This window comes from Bradyrhizobium sp. YCK136 (assembly GCF_044570075.1).
Lineage (GTDB): Bacteria > Pseudomonadota > Alphaproteobacteria > Rhizobiales > Xanthobacteraceae > Bradyrhizobium > Bradyrhizobium diazoefficiens.
The window spans coordinates 8,550,023-8,567,676 of the sequence record NZ_CP172424.1; the positions used below are offsets into that span (position 1 = coordinate 8,550,023).

Annotated in this window: 15 protein-coding genes and 1 pseudogene; 4 read left to right on the plus strand and 12 right to left on the minus strand. The window is 65.0% G+C overall.

Annotation, left to right across the window (positions count from 1 at the left end; genetic code table 11):
- The first annotated feature begins 73 nt into the window (after window positions 1-73).
- Entirely contained in the window at window positions 74-2,041 is a 1,968-nt protein-coding gene (locus ACFLEY_RS41285) for a methyl-accepting chemotaxis protein (protein ID WP_060910236.1), read from the plus strand.
- A gap of 182 nt (window positions 2,042-2,223) precedes the next feature.
- Here the strand turns inward: ACFLEY_RS41285 and ACFLEY_RS41290 are convergent, their stop codons facing one another.
- A complete protein-coding gene (locus tag ACFLEY_RS41290) occupies window positions 2,224-2,892 on the minus strand; it encodes a TetR/AcrR family transcriptional regulator (RefSeq protein ID WP_060910235.1) in 669 nt (222 codons plus the stop codon).
- A gap of 107 nt (window positions 2,893-2,999) precedes the next feature.
- Between ACFLEY_RS41290 and ACFLEY_RS41295 the strand changes: the two genes are divergently transcribed.
- Window positions 3,000-3,644, plus strand: coding sequence for a glutathione binding-like protein (locus ACFLEY_RS41295; protein ID WP_011089910.1), 645 nt, complete (start codon window positions 3,000-3,002; stop codon window positions 3,642-3,644).
- A gap of 51 nt (window positions 3,645-3,695) precedes the next feature.
- On the opposite strand, the gene ACFLEY_RS41300 is transcribed toward ACFLEY_RS41295, so the two are convergent.
- The 9 genes and pseudogenes from ACFLEY_RS41300 to ACFLEY_RS41340 form a co-directional block, all read right to left on the minus strand.
- On the minus strand, window positions 3,696-5,000 hold the full coding sequence (locus ACFLEY_RS41300) for a TRAP transporter large permease (RefSeq protein WP_011089911.1): 1,305 nt from the start codon (window positions 4,998-5,000) through the stop codon (window positions 3,696-3,698).
- A 31-nt stretch (window positions 5,001-5,031) separates the two neighbouring features.
- A complete protein-coding gene (locus tag ACFLEY_RS41305; RefSeq protein WP_028172992.1) occupies window positions 5,032-5,625 on the minus strand; it encodes a TRAP transporter small permease subunit in 594 nt (197 codons plus the stop codon).
- Window positions 5,626-5,633: 8 nt separating this feature from the next.
- Window positions 5,634-6,632, minus strand: coding sequence for a TRAP transporter substrate-binding protein (locus tag ACFLEY_RS41310; protein ID WP_011089913.1), 999 nt, complete (start codon window positions 6,630-6,632; stop codon window positions 5,634-5,636).
- Between the two features lie 30 nt (window positions 6,633-6,662).
- Entirely contained in the window at window positions 6,663-8,321 is a 1,659-nt protein-coding gene (locus tag ACFLEY_RS41315) for a hydantoinase B/oxoprolinase family protein (protein WP_060910233.1), read from the minus strand.
- A gap of 2 nt (window positions 8,322-8,323) precedes the next feature.
- Window positions 8,324-10,408, minus strand: a complete 2,085-nt coding sequence (locus ACFLEY_RS41320) for a hydantoinase/oxoprolinase family protein (RefSeq protein WP_060910232.1) — start codon at window positions 10,406-10,408, stop codon at window positions 8,324-8,326.
- Between the two features lie 140 nt (window positions 10,409-10,548).
- Window positions 10,549-11,360 (minus strand): annotated as a pseudogene (locus ACFLEY_RS41325) (NAD-dependent protein deacetylase).
- Between the two features lie 146 nt (window positions 11,361-11,506).
- A complete protein-coding gene (locus ACFLEY_RS41330) occupies window positions 11,507-11,911 on the minus strand; it encodes a hypothetical protein (RefSeq protein WP_011089917.1) in 405 nt (134 codons plus the stop codon).
- Between the two features lie 45 nt (window positions 11,912-11,956).
- Window positions 11,957-12,736: a sensor histidine kinase gene (locus ACFLEY_RS41335; protein ID WP_060910231.1), complete on the minus strand. Its 780-nt coding sequence runs from the start codon at window positions 12,734-12,736 to the stop codon at window positions 11,957-11,959.
- Window positions 12,737-12,790: 54 nt separating this feature from the next.
- On the minus strand, window positions 12,791-12,961 hold the full coding sequence (locus tag ACFLEY_RS41340; protein ID WP_249162950.1) for a hypothetical protein: 171 nt from the start codon (window positions 12,959-12,961) through the stop codon (window positions 12,791-12,793).
- A 509-nt stretch (window positions 12,962-13,470) separates the two neighbouring features.
- On the opposite strand from ACFLEY_RS41340, the gene ACFLEY_RS41345 reads away from it, so the two are divergent.
- Window positions 13,471-13,731: a DUF1488 domain-containing protein gene (locus tag ACFLEY_RS41345; protein WP_060910230.1), complete on the plus strand. Its 261-nt coding sequence runs from the start codon at window positions 13,471-13,473 to the stop codon at window positions 13,729-13,731.
- Window positions 13,732-13,784: 53 nt separating this feature from the next.
- On the opposite strand, the gene ACFLEY_RS41350 is transcribed toward ACFLEY_RS41345, so the two are convergent.
- Both ACFLEY_RS41350 and ACFLEY_RS41355 read right to left on the minus strand, forming a co-directional pair.
- Window positions 13,785-14,621 carry an SDR family oxidoreductase gene (locus ACFLEY_RS41350; protein ID WP_211433648.1) on the minus strand — a complete coding sequence of 279 codons (837 nt, stop codon included), beginning with the start codon at window positions 14,619-14,621 and terminating at the stop codon, window positions 13,785-13,787.
- Between the two features lie 73 nt (window positions 14,622-14,694).
- Window positions 14,695-16,014, minus strand: a complete 1,320-nt coding sequence (locus tag ACFLEY_RS41355) for a solute carrier family 23 protein (RefSeq protein ID WP_060910229.1) — start codon at window positions 16,012-16,014, stop codon at window positions 14,695-14,697.
- 139 nt (window positions 16,015-16,153) lie between these two features.
- Here ACFLEY_RS41355 and ACFLEY_RS41360 point away from each other — a divergent pair, with 139 nt between their 5' ends.
- Complete coding sequence (locus ACFLEY_RS41360) at window positions 16,154-17,482, plus strand: dicarboxylate/amino acid:cation symporter (RefSeq protein WP_211433649.1); 1,329 nt, start codon at window positions 16,154-16,156, stop codon at window positions 17,480-17,482.
- Window positions 17,483-17,654: the final 172 nt, after the last annotated feature.

The window sequence follows — 17,654 nt, forward strand, 5'->3', positions numbered from 1 at the left end:
GGTATTCCGTTCACCCTCTCTTAGCGAGAAGTTGATAAGCGTTGTTAACCAACGCTCAAAGAACGAGTCGGACATGCGGACGAGCCTCGGCCTCAGGATGCGGATCACGGTTGCGCTGGCGGTGACGGCGGCGGCGACCGCGCTGTTTGCCGTGCTGGGCGCGATGTGGATCATCGCCGGCATCATCGACCGCGCCGACCAGCGCGAACTGCGCAGCCATTACGACGCCCTGCAATCGCGCATCGCCGAGGAATCGCACCGCGCCGCCGCGATGAGCGCCGTGGTGGCCGCGATGCCGGCGACGCAGGAGGCGATGGCGAAGCAGGACCGCGAGGCGCTGGTGCGCCTGTTCGGACCGGTGTTCACTGCGATCAAATCCGACTACGGCGTCGACCAGTTCCAGTTCCACGTGCCGCCGGCGACGTCCTACCTGCGCGTGCACCAGCCGGCCAAGTTCGGCGACGACCTCTCCGGCTTCCGCAAGACCGTCGTCGTCGCCAACCAGGACCGCAAGGTCGTGGTCGGGCTCGAGGGCGGCGTGGCCGGGCTCGGCATCCGCGGCGTGGTGCCGATCGCGCAAGGGACTAAGCATCTCGGCACGGTCGAATTCGGCCTGACCTTCGGCCAGCCGTTCCTCGACGATTTCAAGACCAACCGCCATGTCGACATCGCCTTCCATCTCGCCGACGGTTCGGGCTTCAAGCTGTTCGGGGGCACGCTGAAGGGAAAGAGCTTCTTCGATACGGCCGATTACGGCCGTGCCGCCGAGGGCGGCTTCACGGTGCGACAAGCCAGGCTCGACACCACGCCGGTCGCCGCGCTGCTCGGACCGATCAGGGACTTTTCCGGCAAGCCGCTCGGCGCGGTCGAGCTCGTGATGGACAATGCCGATTACGAGGCTTCCGCCGATCGCGCCTGGCTGCTGGCGATCGGGATCGCCGCGCTCGGGCTCGTGCTCGCGGCGATCGTCGGCTATCTCATCGCCCGCAGCATCTCGCGCCCGATCCTGTCGATCACGAACGTGATGCGCGAGCTCGCGGACGGACGTCTCGATGTCGCCGTGCCCACCAGCAAGGCGAATGACGAGGTGGGCGCGATGGTGAAGGCGGTCGCGGTGTTCCGCGACAATGCGGTGAATTTTGACAAGCTCCAGGCCGAGCAGCTCGAGGCCAAGGCGCAGTCCGAGGCGGAGAAGCGGCGCGCCTTCGCCGCGCTCGCCGACAATTTCGAGGCCAGCATCCGCGAGGTCGTCACCACGGTGTCCGCGGCCGCGGTCGAGATGGAGCACACCGCGCGCTCGATGTCCGCCATCGTCGAGCAGTCGCGCGAGCAGACCCGCACGGTGTCGTCGGCCTCGGCGCTGGCCTCCGAGAACGTGCAGACGGTCGCGGCTGCCGCGGAAGAATTGTCCTCGTCGATGACCGAGATCAGCCGGCGGCTCGCCCATGCGACCGAGGTGGTCGGCAAGGCCGCGAGCGACGGACGGCAATCGAATGCGCGCGTGCAGAGCCTGGCGGATGCCGCGCAGAAAATCGGCGACGTGGTCTCCTTCATCAATGGCATTGCGGGCCAGACCAATCTGCTGGCGCTCAATGCGACAATCGAGGCGGCGCGCGCGGGCGAAGCCGGTCGCGGCTTTGCCGTCGTCGCCTCCGAAGTGAAGGCGCTGGCGACCCAGACCGCAAAGGCAACCGAGGAGATCGGCGCGCAGGTCACCGCGGTACAAGGAGAGACCACCGGCGCGGTCGACGGCATCCAGTCGATCTGTGCGACGATCCAGCAGGTCGACGAAATCTCGGCCGCGATTGCCGCCGCCGTCGGGCAACAGGGCACCGCGACGCAGGAGATCGCACAGAACGTCCAGCAGGCCGCCGCCCGCACCGGCGAAGTCTCGCAGAACATCTCCGGCGTCACCGCCGGCATCGCAGCGACCGGAACGGCGGCCGAGGAAGTGCTGGGCTCCGCGATCGAGCTGTCGAAGCAGTCGCAACGGCTGCGCGACGAGGTCGATCGTTTCCTGGCGCATATCCGGGCGGCGTAGCTCACACTACAGATCAGGTGGTCGTCCTGGCGAAAGCCAGGACCCATTACCGCAGGGGCGAGTTGCCGCGCGAAGTTCTAACCCCGAATCTTCGCCAAACGACATTCGGTGGCTTGGTCCTGGCTTTCGCCAGGACGACACCGGGGAGATAGCTCGCGCCACATACTCACTGTCGTCCCGGCCTAGCTCTTCGCGCCAGCTCCCGCCATCACGTCGATCGCGCCCTTCACGATTGCTTCCAGATCTTTCCGCGAGACACGCGCGCGCGAGCGGATGGCGATCGAGTGTACCGTCGCTGATGCAAGCTGGGCCAGAACGGCCGGGTCGGCGCTCTCCGGCAGTTCGCCCTTCTCCTTGGCGCGGCGGAAGCAATTCGCAAACGCCTTGTCGAGCTCGGCGAGACCGTCGAGCACCATGGCGCGGATGTCGGGATCACCGACCGCTTCGGACGCCGCCGTCACCACCGTGAAGCAGCCGCGCGGGCCCGTTTCGCCGGACAGATAGATGTTCAGCGCGGAGGCGAAGATGCGCTTCAGCCGCTGGCGCAGCGGCATCTCCTCGCGAAAGATCGCGGCCATGGATGCCCGCGCGTCCTCGCGGTAGCGCTGGTAGCTCTTGATATAGAGCTCGCGCTTGTCGCCGAAGGCCCCGTAGAGACTCGGCCGGTTCATGCCTGTGGCCTCGCTGAGATCGTCGAGCGAAGTCGCGGCAAAGCCCTGCCTGCGGAATAGGTCGAGCGCCTTGCCGAGCGCGACATCGGGCTCATAGGCCCGCGGACGGCCGCGGCGCTTAGGTTCGCCGCGGCGCTCGGGCTCATTGGCAGCAGTTGGCGGCTTCGATTTTTGTACCATTTCGCAAATTAATCCTTGACCGCCGATATATTATGCAACACAGTACAAAAATCAATCTGGCCAGGTTGAGCGATACCCGAAAGAGGAACTGCCCAAGGAGGCTACAGATGGATCTCTATTTCTCGCCGCTCGCCTGCTCGATGGCGACCCGCGTCGCGCTGTACGAAGCCGGCGCCGAGGCGAATTACCTCGAAGTCGATCCGCCGACCAAGAGGGTGCTGAAGGACGGCACCGATTTCCGCACCGTCAACCCGATCGGCCTCGTGCCGACGCTGCGCACCGACGAGGGCGTGGTGCTGACCGAGAACGCGGCGATCCTGCAATATGTCGCGGACCGCTTCCCGCAATCCGGCCTCGGCGCGAGCGCGGGCATCGAGCGCACCCGACTGCACCAGTGGCTCTGCTTCATCGGCACCGAACTGCACAAGGGGCTGTTCATTCCCGTGCTCGACCGCAAGGCGCCGCAGGAGACGAAGGCCTACGCGCTGGAGAAGAACCTGTCGCGGCTCGATTATCTCGACAACTACCTTGAGGGACGCGACTTCCTGCTCGACCATTTCAGCGTGGCCGACGCCTATCTCGTCACGGTCATCAACTGGACTATGGCGACGCCGCCGATCGAGCTCGCCAAATGGCCGAACGTGAAGGCCTATTACGAACGCCTGCGCCAGCGGCCGTCGGTGGCGAAGGCGATCGCGGAGGAGTTCGAGTTGTACAAGGCCGAACAGGCGCGGAAGAAGGCGGCGGCGTAAGCTTCGTGAATCAAGACGCCGTCCCGGCTATGTCGCCGGGGCGGCGCAAATCTATCCGTACAGCACCCGCGGCAGGATCGTGACGATCCCGGGCCACAGCGTCAGCAGCAGCACGAAGCCGACCATGATCATGAGATACGGCATCGTGACGCGCGCGATGTAGCCGAGGCCGTCTTCGGTCAGGCCCTGGATCACGAACAGGTTGAAGCCGACCGGCGGGGTGATCTGCGCCATCTCAACGGCGAGCACCAGGAAGATGCCGAACCAGATCTCGTCGAAACCTGCGCCCTTCACGATCGGCAGCACGATCGGCAGCGTCATCACGATCATCGAGAAGCCATCGAGAAAGCAGCCAAGGATCAGGTAGAAGATGATCAGCACCACGATCAGCATGAAGGGCGACAGGCCGAGGCCCTTGACGAAGGCGGCCACCGCCTGAGGAATGCCGAGGAAGGCTGCGGCATTGCCGAGGATCGAGGCGCCGAGCACGATCAGCGCGATCATCGAGCAGGTCACGACCGAGCCGATCAGCACGTCGCGCATCACCTGCTGCGACATCGAGCCTTGCGCCCAGGCCACCAGCCCCGCCCCGAGCACCCCGACGGCGGCGGCCTCCGAGGGCGTGGCGAGCCCGCCATACATCGAGCCGAGCACGCAGGCGATCAGGAACAGCGCCGGCGCGAGATCCTTGAGCGCCGCAAAACGCTCGCCCCACGGCACCTGCGAGAGTTTTGCTTCCGTCTCCGGCACCATCGAGGGCTTGAGGGTCGTGTGCAGCATCACCCAGCCCATGAAGGTCGCCGCCAGCAGCAGGCCGGGCAGCACGCCGGCCGTAAAGAGCTTGAGAATGGAGACGTCGCCGAGCACGCCGTAGATGATCATGATGTTGGACGGCGGGATCAGGAAGCCGAGCGTGCCGGCGCCTGCGAGCGAGCCGATCGCGATGTCGCGCGAATAGCCGCGGCGCAAGAGCTCGTTGAGCGACATGCGGCCGATCACCTGCGTGGTCGCCGCGGACGAGCCGGAGATCGCCGCGAAGATGGTGCAGCCGATCACGTTCACATGCAGCAGCCGGCCCGGCAGCAGACCGGCCCAGGGCGCAAGTCCCTGGAACAGCGAGCGCGACAGGCGGGTGCGGAACAACAATTCGCCCATCAGGATGAACAGCGGCAGCGCCAGCAGCTCCTGCGTGGTCAGAATGTTCCAGGCGTATTGCGGCAGCAGCTTGTCGAGCGGAATCGAGCGGAACATCGCCAGCAGCAGCGTGGCGGTGAGCGCGAGCGTGAGACCGATCCAGACACCGCCTGCCAGCAGCGCGAACAGGATCCCAAACAGGGCGACGACTTCGATGGTCATGCGATCTTGAATCCGGGTGCGGGCAAAACGATCATTCGACGGGCGAGGCCTTCATGCGGTGATCCTCGAGCGGCAGGCCGAGGATGGCCTGGATCGCGCGCGCCAGGAACTGCAGCGTAAGCAGCAGCATGCCGAAGGTGACGACGGCTTCCGGAAACCACAGCGGCGTGTCGCTCGAGGTCGAGACCTGGCCGCGCACATAGGCGCCGTAGGCGAACTTCGCCATCGCGGAGGTCAGGAACGCCATGAAGGCGAAGCCGGCGGCGGCCGAGAGGATTTCGATCGCACGTTGGAACGGTGCGGGGACGTTCTTCAGCAGCAGCACCACGCGGATGTGGCCGCCGACGCGCAGGGTCATGGCGGCGCCGAAGGTGAAGGACGCCGCCATCAGGTAGGAGGAATATTCCCACGCGATCGAGATGGTCGGCGGGAAGAACGGCAGGAAGTTCGAGAGGAAGCGGGTTGCGACCTCGCACAGCATCAACAGCGTCAGCGTCAGCAGACAGCCGCCGCCGATCCAGCCGTCGAGCCGGCCGAGACGGTCGATGCCGTCGAGCAGGATGCGCAGCGGCGCGGGCGCCGCTGCATTGAGACTTTGCGGTGCTGCGGGCGAAACGCTGACCATGGCTTGGCTCAGCGCTTCATTTCAGCGAGATAGGCCCGCACCGGCTTGTCGGCCGCCGGCACACGCTTGAGGAAGGCGTCGAGCTGCGGCGCGGTCTTGGCCCGGATGTCCGTCATCATCGCATCCGAGACCGGGATCACCTCCATGCCGCCTTCCTTGAGGCGGTTGAGACTGTCGACGTCGGCCTTGAGCGAGTTCGCCCAGAAACCCGGCTCCATCTTCGCGGCGGTATCCGCGACGAGCTTCTGCTGATCCGCGCTGAGCGCCTTCCACGAGTCGAGATTGACCGTCAGCATCTGCGACGACCAGACGTGGTTGGTCGGATAGATGTACTTCAGAAATTCCCAGAACTTGCCGTCGACGCCCGACACCGCCGAGGTGGAGACGCCCGAGACAGCCCCGGACGCCAGCGCGGGGATCGTCTCGCCCCAGGGGATCATCACCGGCGCCATGCCGACCACCGCCAGCATGTCGACGGCGTTCTTGTCGGGCACGCGGATCTTGATGTTCTTCAGGCCCTCGAGGTCGGCGACCTTGACCTTGAGATGCAGGTACTGCGTCGGCCACGGCACGATGTAGAGGATCTTCTGGTTATTACGCGCGGCGACCTTCTCGTATTCGGGCCGCACATATTTGTGCAGCACCTTGAGCTCGTCCATCGAGCTGCACAGGAAGGGGATGCTCTCCACGCCCATGAAGGGCTCATCGCCGACCTGCTGGATGTTGAGAACGTCGGCGAGCGGCACGAGGCCATCGCGCACGGCGCGCAAGTGCTCGGGGCCCTTGAAGCCGAGCTGGCCGCCGGCCTTCACGGTAATCGCGACCGAGCCGCCGGTCTGCTTCTTCACCTCCTCGGCGAACGCCATCGCATTCTGGGTGTGGAAATTGCCGTCGGGCCAGACCGTCGACATGTCCCAGCTTGTCGTCGCGGCCCGCGCGCGGGTCGAGATGTGGCCGGCGGCGAGCAGCGTCGCTGCGCCCGCAGTGAAGTTCCGTCGCGTGATCATTGAGCCCCTCCGTTCACGACGCCTGACGCGTCACCGCGTGTACCCATAAACCGCAACCGCGTTGTCCGCAGACACGAGGCCGCTTTCGATGTCGTCGTTGACGGCCGCGCGCGGCCGCTCAGCCGGATCGCCGATGCCGGCGCCGCCGGGCGTCAGCACCACCAGCCGATCGTCCGGCGGCACCTGCTGAGAGCCCTTGCCACGCAGCTTCTTGCCGGATTTCAGGCCAACATAGCCGGCCTCGCCGTTCCGGCCGCCGTCGCGGCCGCGCGGCGGATGATCGATACGATCGAACGCTGCCAGAATGTCGAACGGCGCGTCGACGCCGCTGCCGACCTCGATGATCTGGCCGAGGCCGCCGCGGGTGCGCCCTGCTCCGCCGGAATCCGGGCGCAGCTCCTTGCGCCAGAAGATCAGCGGCGTCTGTGTTTCCGCGATCTCGACCGGCGTGCCGCGCACGCCGCTGGGATAGGCGGTGGCCGACAGCCCGTCCTTGCCGAAGCGCGCACCGGTGCCGCCATTACTGGTGACCGCCATCGAGAACCCGTAATTGCCGCCGACGCCCGAACGGGTCTGTCCGCGCACATTGAGATTCCACAGGCATGAGGTGCCTTCCGCCGGTACGCGCTCGGGAATGATCTGGCGCAGGCAGCCGAACACGACGTCGGGCAGCATCTGGCCGATGATGTGGCGCGAGGCGACCGGCGCAGGCTTCGGCGCATTGAGGATCGCGCCAGGGGGAGCCGACACCGTCAACGGCGAGAGCGAGCCGGCATTGTTCGGGATCTGCGAGGCGACGACGCAGCCGAGGCCGAACACGGTGTAGGCCGTGGTGTAGGACAGAGGCACATTGATGCCGAACTTCGAGGCGGCCGAGGTGCCGTCGAAATCGACGTGAATGCCCGCGTCCGAGATCGTCAGCGTCGCCGCCAGCGTGACCGGTGCGTCATAGCCGTCGACGACCATGGTGTTGCGCCAGCTTCCCTTCGGCAGCTTGGCGATCTCGGCCAGCACGGCCTCGCGCGAGCGGTCGCAGATGTAGTCGCCGAGCTCGTCCAGCGTGTCGATGCCGAACTCGGTCATCATCTCGACCAGGCGCTCGCAGCCGACGTCGTTGCAGCCCGCGAGCGAATAGGTGTCGCCCTCGGTGTCGATCGGCAGCCGCGTGTTGGTGCGGATCATCGCCATCAGCGTCTCGTTGACGACGCCCTGGTCGATCAGCTTCAGCATGGGGATGTAGAGCCCCTCCATGAACACGTCGGTGGCATCGGGCCCGAAGCCGATGCCGCCGATGTCCATGAGATGGCTGGTGCAGGAGAACAGCGCGACCGGCTGGCCGTCCTTGAAGCACGGTGTGGTAACGACGAAGTCGTTGAGGTGGCCGGTGCCCATCCAGGGATCGTTGGTGATGTAGGCGTCCCCCTCCTTCATCGTCTCGATCGGGAAGCGGTCGATGAAGTGCTTGACCGATTCCGCCATCGAGTTGACGTGACCGGGCGTGCCGGTGACCGCCTGCGCCAACATCCGCCCCTTGAGGTCGAACACGCCGGCGGAGAGATCGCCGCATTCGCGCACGATCGGGCTGAACGCGGTGCGGAGCAGCACCTGCGCCTGCTCCTCGACCACGGCGATCAGCCGGTGCCACATGATCTGAAGGTCGATCAGGCTCGCGCCATTTGCCTTGCTCATGATCAAGCTGCCTTCCGTTCCATGACGATGCTGCCGGCACCGTCGATATGGGCGTCAAAACTGTTGGAGACGAAGGTCGAGGTCTCATCCTCCGCGATCACCGCGGGGCCGGCAATCGTCGCCCCCGGCGCCATGTCCTCGCGGCGATAGAGCGGGATCTCGATCACCTCTCCGGCCCGGCCGTCGAAGAATTTCCGGCTGCCGGACGCCTTGCCCGCAGGCATGCGTGCGACGGAAGCGACGACGGACGGATTGCGCGCATCGGTGGTCGCGAGCACCGACCAGCTCAGGACCTCGATCGCAACGCCCGGAATCGACCGCTCGAACATGGAGGAATAATCCGCCTCGAACTTCTGGCGCAGGCCGGCGAGATCGGCTGAATTCAGCGGCCGGTTCGGCAGCTCGACGCTGATCTCGTGGCCCTGGCCGACATAGCGCATGAAGGCCGCGCGGCGTTCGCGCACCGGCGCACCGGCAGCACCAGGCTCGACCAGCGCACGCGCCTCGGTCGCCATCTCCTGCAAGAGGTCGGAGACCGCTTTGGTGTCGAAATCGTCGAGCCGGACGTGACGGCTGCGCACCAGTTCGTAAGCGATGGGCGCCGCCAAAAACCCGACCGCGGAGCCGACGCCGGCATTCGACGGCACGATCACCCGGGAGACACCAATCTTCTCGGCGACACGCGCCGCATGCAGCGGTGCGGCACCGCCGAAGGCGATCAGCGTATGCTGGCCGACCACGGCGCCACGCTCGACCGCGTGTACGCGTGCCGCACTCGCCATGTTCTCGCAGACGACCTCATGCACGGCATAGGCCGCGGTTTCCGCCGACAGGCCCAGCGGCTCGCCGACGCTGCGGAGCAGCGCCTGCTTCGAGAGTTCGGGGTCGAGCTTGATCGTGCCCCCCGCGAAGGCGTCGGGATCGATCATGCCAAGAGCGACGTCCGCATCGGTTACGGCCGGGCGCTGGCCGCCGCGGCCGTAGCAGGCGGGGCCCGGCTCCGAGGACGCGCTCTCGGGGCCAACGGTGACGCGCTTCATCGCGTCGACATGGGCGATCGAACCGCCACCGGCGCCGATCTCGACCATCTCGATCACGGGGATGCGAACCGGCAGGCCGGAGCCTTTCAGGAAGCGCGCGGCGCGATCGACCTCGAACACGCGCGAGGTCTCGGGCTGGTATTTCTCGATCAGGCAGATCTTGGCCGTGGTGCCGCCCATGTCGAAGGAGAGCACCTTGCTCTCGCCGAGACGCGCCGCGATCTGCGCCGCGAAGATCGCGCCGCCGGCGGGACCGGATTCGACGAGGCGCACCGGAAAGCGCCGCGCCGTCTCGATCGAGGTGACGCCGCCGCCGGACGTGACGAGATAGATGGCGCCGCGGAACTGCTCGACCTGCAGGGCATCGGCCATGCGGGCGAGATAGCCGTCGATCAGTGGTTGCACATAGGCGTTCGCGACCGCGGTGGACGTGCGCTCATATTCGCGGATCTCCGGACACACGGCCGATGACACCGTCACGGAAACGCCGGGCATCTCCTCGCTTAGGATCGCGGCTGCGCGGCGCTCATGCTCGGGATTGGCGTAGGAGTGCAGGAAGGCGATTGCGACGCTCTCGACCTTCAATTCACGCAATTTGGGCGCGAGTGCGCGCACCGACGCTTCGTCGAGCGGGAGGCGGATGGCGCCGTGCGCGTCGATGCGCTCGGGCACGGTGAAGCGCAGACTGCGCGGCGCCAGCGGCCTCGGCTTGTCGATGGTGAGGTCGTATTGGTCGTAGCGGCTCTCGGTGCCGATATCGAGCACGTCGCGAAAGCCGTCGGTCGCGATCAGCGCCGTCTTGGCGCCGCGGCGCTCGATGATCGCGTTGGTCGCGAGCGTGGTGCCGTGAATGAAGACGTCGATGTCGCTGATATGGGCGCGCGCATCGGCGAGAATGAGACGCATCCCGTCCAGCACCGCCTGTTCGGGCCGCTGCGGCGTCGTCAGCACCTTGCGCGTCTTGCGCACCTCGCCCATGTCCAGAACGATGTCGGTGAACGTGCCACCGATATCGACGGCAAGCCGCACCTCGGCTCCCTCAAGCATTCCAAATTCTCCGGCTGATCGTCAAGACTGGGGACAAAAACGCAGCAATTTCCGTGCCATCAGGCATGCCGGCAACGCCGCGCCCGGCTATTCTGCTTGGCACCCATGCAATAGGCAAGGCGTGTTCGCCCCGCACGCGATCAGAGCAGGAATGCAAGCGCCGCTTCGCAGCGCTCCTCGACCTTGAGCGTCAGGAGATCGTCGGCGCGGGTGCGCCCGAGATTGACCGCGGCGATCGGGATCTGCCGCTGCGCGGCAGCCTGCACGAAGCGGAAACCGGAATAGACCATCAGCGAGGAGCCGACGATCAGCATCGCGTCAGATGGTCCTGCGCGGTGGCGACGACGTCGCGCGGCACGTTCTCGCCGAAGAACACGACGTCGGGCTTGAGGATGCCGCCGCAGGCTTCGCAGGCGGGCACCTTGAACGACGAAAAATCCGCGTGCTCCAGATCGGCATCGCCATCAGGCGCATCCGAGGCATCGAGCGCGAGCCATTCTGCGTTGGCGCGGCCAAGCGTATCCTGGAATTCGCTCCGCGGCGTCTTCGCCCCGCAGCCCATGCAGCGGACCAGATCGAGCCGACCATGCAGGTCGATCACCTGCCTGTGGCCGGCGGATTGATGCAGCCGGTCGACATTCTGGGTCAGCAGCATCCCGCACCGCCCGTTCGCCTCGAGCCGGGCCAGCGCATGGTGCGCATCGTTCGGCCTCGCCTGACCGAACCGCCGCCAGCCGATCAGGCTGCGTGCCCAATAGCGCCGGCGCGTGTGCTCCTCCGACATGAAGGCCTGGAAATTGACCGGCTGGGTCCGCTTCCAGTTGCCATGGCTGTCGCGATAATCGGGAATGCCCGAATTGGTGCTGCAGCCGGCGCCGGTCAGCACGAACAGACGTTGGTGCCGGGCGACGAAATCCTGGAGCGATTGGTTTGCCAGCGGAGCATTTGACATGGCGCAGATGTAGTCCGCGCCGCGACATTTTGCCAGATCACTCCCGGACCGGCGGATCGAAGCCGGCGACGGCTTGATCCGCGCCGGAGAAATGCCGGCGGCGAATGCTCGCGCACCCGTTTGTTCTGCCCCGAACACATCACCCGTCAGATCTTGCTGGGATCGGTGTCATGCCTGTGCTTGTGAAGAAACCGGGCTATCTGCCCACGGAGCGCCGCCGTGTCCAACAATGTTCCGACCGATCCGGCGGTGTCGAAGATCTCCCGCTGAAGCGTCGTCGGCAGGGAATTCCATTGCATGATGACGGCCGCGCCGAGACACCGCAAGACACGCTCTTCCTCCGCCGCCAGGGCTGCGCCGCGCAGTCGCTCCGTCCCCCCGGCGTTCACGGCATCCACGTATTGGTCCGCGAGGACCTGCTCGTTGTCCGCGCGCGATGCAAGGCTGTCCTGCAGTTTCTCGAATTTGCGGGTATCATCCTTGCCGGGCGAACTCCTGGCCAGTTCGCCATACGCGGCCGCTCTTGCACGATACTGTAGAAATTTGAACATGCCGCCTCCTTTCGTTGAAAGTCTCGGCGTATTTCAGCCTGCCGGCTAGGCCGGCATCGGGACACTCAGAGAAGCCAATGGAGCGTCGAACGTGTACGCGAAGCCCCTCTCCGCGTAGGTCAATTGCACGTCGCCCTGGAGTTCGCGACCCAGCGTCTCGATCAATCGCGTTCCGAAGCTGCGCTTTGCGCGTGACTGGATCACCGGACCATTCTTCTCGATCCAGGTCAGGCGCAAGCGTTGCGTCTGCGGATCGATCGTCCAGTGGAGATCGACGCACCCCTTTGGAGCGGAAAAGGCTCCATACTTCGTGGCGTTCGTGCAAAGCTCATTGAGCGTCATCGCGACCGCGACCACGGCACCCGAATTGATCCGGAGATCGGGCCCCGAAATCGAGAACTTCGATTCAGCAGGATCGTCGAAAGCTTCGACGGCGCTGCGGACGACCGCCCCGAGGTCGGCGCTCGACCAGCTCGCCCGCACGAGAAGATCGTGCGCCCGGCCAAGCGCGAGCAGCCGCCCCGCGATGGCCTGCTGTGCGTGCGCCAAGCCTTGCTCGCCGCGCAAGCTCTGGGAGACAATGGCCGAGACGGTCGCGAGCGTGTTCTTGATGCGGTGGTGCAGCTCTTCAAGGATCAGCTTTTGCAGCTTCTCGGACGTCTCTCGCTCCCTGGCGTCGATGCCCGCCCTGGCAAGCAGGCCCCTCGTGTTGATCTCGGCCTGGGCAAGGAGAAGCCGCAGGCTGACATTCTCTGCCGCCAGAGCATCCTCATGCGATTCTCCGCCGCCGAGGTGCTGGCCCGTGCGGAGATCGATCTCGAGCATTGGCGACTGTGTCACGAGGGTTGCTGCCGGACCTGGTTTCAGTGGAACGTTCCGTCACGAAGGCGGGATTTCAGCGGCGTCGTGATCTTGCTTGGGTGCCTTCGCTGGCGAGAAATACGCGAGGATTTCAGCGGCATTTCCGAGAATCGCGGCCCTGCGCATTGCCGCCGTACGTTTGTCACCCGACGGCATCTCGCGAGCTCGACGGAGGGCGTCGATCGCCATCGCAACCCACCGACGGCTGAATTGAATCCGATGAGGTGCTTGCCTGATCCGACGGCGAAGGCGCGCCGAAACCGACTACCATTGAATCAGCATCGAAACGGCGATCACCAGCACGAAGAAGATGGGCAGCAAGACCGGAGGTACGAGCCACTCGCGAAGGGTGAATCCGGGGGAAACCGACATATTGACCGCCTCTTGGTCGCGGCGGGAGCGCAATGCTCTCAGTCACCGATAACGGCCGAGGGGCGGGCGGTGATCAACGAGATATAGTCACCTTTCGCCGAATAGCGAGGCTTGCGACGAACTATTTGTCGCGATCGGCATCGAACCGGGTTGTAACGCTGTCGCCAAATCATCATTTGAAAGAGGCGCAACCGGTTCGCTCTTGTCAGGTCTCGACGAAACGTCCGTGTACCTGACGTACGCAAGCCGAGCGTCGGCCACCCAGCGTGCCCCCGGCTCAAACGGCGTGAAGGCGCACGGCACCTGCAACCTGATCGGCCCGAACCATGATTGATTTCCCAAATCACAGTCGCTCATATGATCAGACACGGCGTGCCGTGCGGTTCTGGGGACACGACAGCGCCATCGAGGCCTCGTTCTTCATCGATGAAGGCGCGTTGCAGCGGATTCAACCGGGCGTCCATGCCACCGAATCGGGACTCCTGAACGCGTTCGATTGCAATCGCGACTTGATATGTGCCACCGCGGCCAGGAAGTATGTGCGCGGCAGCAGAGGCTCCTACGACCTGCTCGCAGGAGATTTCTGAAGCGATCGGCACGAGGGTGAAGAGTTCGTGGCTTCGTCCGTGAGCCCACGTTTCTAGCTTGCCCAGTTCTCGCGAAACTCGGGGAACATGGTCAGGCCCCCGCAGGCATAGATCGTCTGCCCGGTGATGTAGCTCGCATCGTCTGAAGCGAGGAAGGCGAACACGGCGGCGATCTCTTCCGGCGTGCCGACGCGGCCGAGCGGAATATGGCTGGTGACGACGCCGCGCTTTTCCGGGTCGCCCGTCCAGGCCGCGTTGATCGGCGTGTCGATCGCGCCCGGACCTACCGCATTGACACGGATGCCGTGCTTCGCGAATTCGAGCGCCAGCGTGCGCGTGAGGTTGGCGAGGCCGCCCTTGCTGATCGAATATGCGAGATAGCCGGGCTTCGGAATGATCTGGTGGACGCTGGAGCAATTGATGATGCTGCCGCCTCCGCCGCGCGCGACGAAATGCGCCAGCACCTTCTGCGCGCAGAGCACGGCACCGTTAAGATTGACGTCGATGATGCGGCGATAGGTTTCGACGTCGAGCGCATCGCTCGGCGATTCCCGCTGGAAGCCGGCATTGTTGACGAGACAGTCGAGGCGCTTCCAGCGCGCCAGGATGGTCTCGAACATCGCGGCGATGTCCTGCTCGCTGCCGATGTCAGCCTGGACGATGACATGATCGAGCCTGCCGTGGCCACGGTCGCCCGATGCCGTCCGCGCGAGCGCGAGCGTCTCTTCGGCCTTCCCAGGGTGATCGAAATAGTTGATGGCGACGGTCGCGCCTTCCTGGGCGAGCCGGACGGCAACGGCACGGCCGATGCCTTGCGAGGCGCCGGTCACCAGCGCGTATTGGCCAACGAGGCGCGAGGGAAAGGGGATCGGGCGGTCGGTCTGTGGCATGAGCTTTCTCCGGAGTGCCTAATCATCGACGGAAACGACGTTTTGTTCCATCACACCAGCGCAGCCCTGGGATTCATTCCGCGTGTTGCGCGAGGGAAGAGGTGAGGATCTGATAGAGGATGATGGCGCCGAAGGTCGCGGTTCCGATCCCGCCGATCGTGAACGCGCCGAATTTGAGCGTGAGGTCGCCCGCGCCCGCGGTCAGCGCCACGGCGACGGTAATCAGGTTCGCGGGATTGGCGAAGTCGACCTTGTTCTCGACCCAGATCCGCCCGGCCATCGCCGCGATCAATCCGAACAGCACGATCGAGAGGCCGCCGATGACGGGACCCGGGATCGACAGGATCAGCGCGCCGAATTTCGGCGAGAAGCCGAGCAGGATCGACACCGTGGCCGCCAAGGCAAACAGCAGCGTCGAATAGACCTTCGTCGCCGCCATGACGCCGATGTTCTCGGCATAGGTGGTGACGCCGGTGCCTCCGCCGCAGGCTGCGACGATCGTGGCCAGGCTGTCGGCGAACAGGGCGCGGCCGAGATAGGCATCGAGGCTGCGGCCTGTCATGGCACCGACGGCCTTGATGTGCCCGAGGTTCTCGGCGACGAGGATGACCGCAACCGGCGCGATCAGGAAGATCGCATCGGCCTGGAAGGTCGGAGTGGTGAATTTCGGCAGGCCGAGCCACGACGCGGCCGAGAGCTGTGCGAAGTCGATCGGCTTGCCGAAGCCGAGGCCGTTCGCGAACAGAAAATACAAGAGATATCCGCCGATCGCCCCGAGGATGATCGGCAGGCGGCGCCACAGGCCTGGAGCTGCAACGGCGACCACGCCGATGATGAGAACGGTCGCAAGCCCGATCCAGGTGTCGAACGCATTGGCGCTCACCGCCTTGACCGCGACCGGCGCGAGGTTGAGACCGATTGCGGCGACCACGGCGCCGGTGACGGCCGGCGGCATCAGGCGCTCGACCCAGCCGACGCCCGACCACATCACGATCAGCGCAATCGCGCCGTAGAGCACCCCGGCTCCGACGATGCCGCCGAGCGCAACGGAGATGTTCGGGTTCGGCCCCTGCCCGGCATAGCCCGTGGCGGCGAGGACGACGGCGATGAAGGCGAAGCTCGATCCGAGATAGCTCGGCACGCGTCCGGCGACGATGACGAAGAAGATCAACGTGCCGACGCCGGAGAACAGGACCGCAACATTGGGATCGAACCCCATCAGCAGCGGCGCGATGATCGTCGAGCCCGACATCGCCACGCAATGCTGCAGACCGGAGACGATGGTCTGGCCCCATGACAGCCGCTCCTCCGGCATGATCACGCCCGAGGTCTTGAGTTTCCAGCGCGGAAAATAGCCCTGCGTCTGCTCGTCCGAGCCTGTCGTGGTTGTCATGCTCCCCCCGTTGCGGTGCAGCGATTGATCTTCGTGCGATCCGACAAAAATGTGATTGTCGCTTCTGCGGCGGCCATCACATGATGCGAGTCATGCAAGATTCAAATCTTGCAAAATCAATGCGTTCCGGGCTCATCATATGACACAGATCGCGATCCAGCCAGCCATCCGTCGCCGGCATCAGCCCTGGTACAAGATCCTCTACATCCAGGTGCTGATCGCGATCGTGCTCGGAGTGCTCATCGGCTATTTCTATCCCGATTTCGGCAAGGAGCTGAAACCGCTCGGCGACGGCTTCATCGCGCTGATCAAGATGATGATCGCGCCGGTGATCTTCTGCACCGTGGTGCACGGCATCTCCTCGATGGGCGATCTCAAGCGTGTCGGCCGGGTCGGGCTGAAGTTGCTGATCTATTTCGAATCGGTCTCGACCGTCGCGCTCGCGGTCGGCCTTTTGGTCGGCGAGGTGCTCCAGCCCGGACACGGCTTCAACATCGATCCCGCCACGATCGACCCGAAATCGGTCGCGACCTACGTCACCAAGGCCAAGGAGGAAGGCATCGTCGCCCATCTGATGGCGATCATCCCCGACAGCTATGTGGGCGCCATCGCACGCGGCGATTTACTCCAGGTGCTGCTGATCTCGATCCTATCGGGCTTCGCCATCGCATTCCTCGGCAAGGCCGGCGAGCCCATTGCGGATGCGATCGACAAGGCCGCGAAGATGTTCTTCGGCATCATCCGCATCATCGTGCGCGTCGCTCCCGTTGGCGCCTTCGGTGCGATGGCGTTCACCGTCGGCGCCTACGGCCTCGGCTCGCTGCTCAACCTCGCCGCGCTGATCGGCACGTTCTATCTCACCAGCATCCTGTTCGTGCTGATCGTGCTGGGCGCAATCGCCCGGCTCGCCGGCTTCTCGATCCTGCGCTTCATCGCCTGCATCAAGGACGAGCTGCTGATCGTGCTCGGCACGTCGTCGTCGGAGACCGTGCTGCCGCAGATGATCCAGAAGATGGAGCATCTCGGCGCCTCCCGCTCGGTGGTCGGCCTCGTCATCCCGACCGGCTACAGCTTCAACCTCGACGGCACCAACATCTACATGACGCTGGCAACGCTGTTTCTGGCGCAGGCGACCAACACGCATCTGACGATCTGGCAGGAGCTCGGCATCCTCGGCATCGCCATGATCACCTCGAAGGGCGCCTCGGGCGTGACCGGCGCCGGCTTCATCACGCTCGCCGCGACGCTCTCGATCGTGCCAGACATCCCGATCCAGTCCATCGCGATCCTGGTCGGCATCGACAAGTTCATGAGCGAGTGCCGCGCGCTGACCAATCTGATCGGCAACGGCGTCGCCTGCGTCGTCATCAGCATCTCCGAGGGCGAGCTCGACCGCGACGCGCTGCACGAGACCATGGCCCATCCGCTGGAGATCGGCGAGGCGCTGGAACCGGGCGGCGGCGCGTAAAGCGACACGGATCGACGGCAGGAGCAACCCGGTTCCGACGCGGTAGTTTCCCGGAGTGGAAAAGTGGTGAGATACGCGTCACAACAATGGCGTTGCGATTACCGATTGATAGTCAATCTTTCCGCCCGACGCGCTGGGGGCAGGGCGTCGGGCTTTTGAAAATCTCCGCGAT